Genomic DNA, 2,569 nt, shown 5'->3' with positions numbered 1-2,569 from the left:
GCCGTGGCCAGACCAATTGTCACCACGCTAAAGAAGATGCCTATACTCATGACCGTGGCCGAGTTCTGGAAGGTCGAGCGCATGCCCGAAGCCACACCGCGCCTGTCCGCAGGCACGCTGTTCATAATGGCGGTTGTATTCGGGGCGGCAAACATTCCCTGCCCAATGCCCATCAGCAGCAGAATCAGCGCAAACCAGATATAGTCGAAGTTGGCGGGGAGGAATGTCAAGAGCAGAAAACCCAGCGCCTGGATGACCATGCCCAGCGTTGAGAAGAGGCGCGCCCCAAAGCGATCGGAGAGCCAGCCGCTCAGAGGGCCAAAGGCGATGAAGCCAATCATGAGGGGCAGCATATAGATGCCAGCCCAGAGCGGCGTCTCCTCAAAGCTGTAGCCATGCAGTGGTAGCCAGATCCCTTGCAACCAAATGATTAACATGAACTGCAGACCGCCACGGGCAATGCTCGCTAGCAGGCTGCTTAGATTGCCCGCTGTAAACATGCGGATCTTGAACAGGTCCAGGCGAAACATGGGATCGCTGACATGCAGCTCAACAAAGACAAAGGCTACGAGCAGGATGATCCCTACTACAATGGCCAGAATAACCAGGGGATTGGTCCAGCCCATCGGCTGATTCCCGTATGGCTCGAGACCATAGGTGATGCCAATCAGCAGGATGGTCAGGCCAACTGCAAAGGTAATGTTGCCCAGCCAGTCGATCTTTTGATGACCACGCATGGGCGCCGTCTCGCGCAGCATCCAGTAGGCCCAGACAGTCCCGAAAAGCCCAAAAGGAACGCTGACGAGGAAGACCACCCGCCAGTCAATGGTCGCTAGGATGCCTCCGAGGATCAGGCCGATAATGGAGCCAAGAATTGAGGCAATCTGGTTGATACCCATCGCCATGCCTCGCTGATGCGGCGGGAAGGCGTCGGTCAGAATAGCCGTGCTATTAGCAAAAAGGAAGCCGCCTCCAACTCCCTGGATAAGGCGAAAGATGATCAGTTCCAGGGCCGCTGTGTTGCCTTTGCCAGGCGTCAGGAAGAGCAGAATACTCCCCAGGGTGAAGATGGCAAACCCCAGATTGTACATGCGAACGCGGCCAAACATGTCAGAGATGCGTCCAAGGGTTACCAGGAGTGTGGCCGTGACCACCATGTAGCCCAGCAATAGCCAGAGGAAATAGTTGGTCTCCCCAGGCGCCAGCGGATTAATACCTATGCCGGTGAAGATTGCAGGGAGTGCAATCAGCAAAATGCTCGAGTTGATGGTGGCCATCAACATGCCGAGCGTGGTATTCGAAAGGGCAATCCACTTGTAATGGGGGCTTAGCTGAGGCCGCTCCGTGCTTATTTGTACCTGTTGCTGTACCGTCTCGCTCCGTGCCATACCGCTATCGCTCACCTTCTTCCTGATCTAGACATACTTCTTCTTATAAGATACATTTCACTTCATGAATGAAACGACCAGAGAAAAAGGCCGCTGGGGGCTTCTCGCCAGCCCGGCAGGCCAGTCCATGCCTGGTTCTCTGGTGCAGCGCCCTGCCTTACGGCCTGCGTGCACTGCCAATCTGCTACCACAAGCAAGAGGATCTGGAGTATCACCTCCTTGGCACAGGACACCCTTGCTCACTGCTCCCTATCTGGTGCCGGCCTGGTACGGTGGACGAAGATCGCCAGGGCGTCCACTGTAGGGGGGCAAGCCTGCTCCTGGCCCAAGCTCTTGCTCGGGCAGACCCAGGCGGCGTGCTTTGCGCTCTAGCGCTAGGATGATCAGGTCGACGACGCTGTCCAGATCAAGCACATCGGTATTGAGCACGAGATCGTAGAGATGAGCGTCGGCAGGATGTCGCCGATATTCGCTCTGCAGATAGCGCTCACGATCATGATCCTTGCTCTGAATGCGCGAGCGAGCTGCATGCTCATCAAGGCCCTCTCGACGCATGACATAAGGAATGCGCCTCTCCAGGGAGGCAACAATGCGTACATGCAAGACATCGCGTCGGTCTCCTAGCACAACCTGGGCCCCTCGCCCCACAATGACAACATGCCCAACAGCAAAGGCTCCTTTGATGACGCGATTGACAGCTTCCCGGTATTCTTCAGGATTAGTAAAGAGTGCCACCGGCGTGCTTTCATCATAGATGGCCGGGTAGACTGCCGGCGCAATGCCCTGCATGCTGGTGAGAATGCGCGAGAGTAAACTTTCAACATGCTCATCACGCGCCGCCGCCTCTTCTTCGCTGACTCCCAGCTCCCGCGCTACCTGGACCACCACTTCGTGATCCACCAGATGCCAGCCAAGCCGCTCAGCTAGTCTTTTGGCAATCTCACCGCCACCACTGCCATATTCACGGGAAATGGTCACGGCTCTCATCTGGTTGATGATGCCAGCATCTCCACTCATAGCCTGCCTCCTTCGCTTGGTCGCCGCACCGACACCGACGCTTTCCCCGCACCAGCGCTCACAAGCGACCAGCCTTAATTTGATATTCAAATTATCTCACTAACCAACTATACTACATTCAAACTAAATGATCAAGGTCAGCGGGACAGCGATTCCCTCAGATG

At 56.0% G+C, this 2,569-nt stretch carries 2 protein-coding genes; both read right to left on the bottom strand.

What is annotated here, in order from left to right; all coding sequences use genetic code 11:
- On the bottom strand, positions 1–1,283 hold a 1,283-nt coding region (locus IRZ24_RS19240; RefSeq protein ID WP_366914340.1), incomplete at its 3' end, for an MFS transporter.
- A gap of 354 nt (positions 1,284–1,637) precedes the next feature.
- Positions 1,638–2,405 carry an AAA family ATPase gene (locus IRZ24_RS19235; RefSeq protein WP_297168051.1) on the bottom strand — a complete coding sequence of 256 codons (768 nt, stop codon included), beginning with the start codon at positions 2,403–2,405 and terminating at the stop codon, positions 1,638–1,640.
- Between the last annotated feature and the right edge of the window lie 164 nt (positions 2,406–2,569).

It is taken from the genome of Thermogemmatispora sp., assembly GCF_019683755.1.
Lineage (GTDB): Bacteria > Chloroflexota > Ktedonobacteria > Ktedonobacterales > Ktedonobacteraceae > Thermogemmatispora.
Note: the sequence above shows the minus strand (reverse complement) of the source record. Positions and strands in the feature narration are given on the sequence as shown.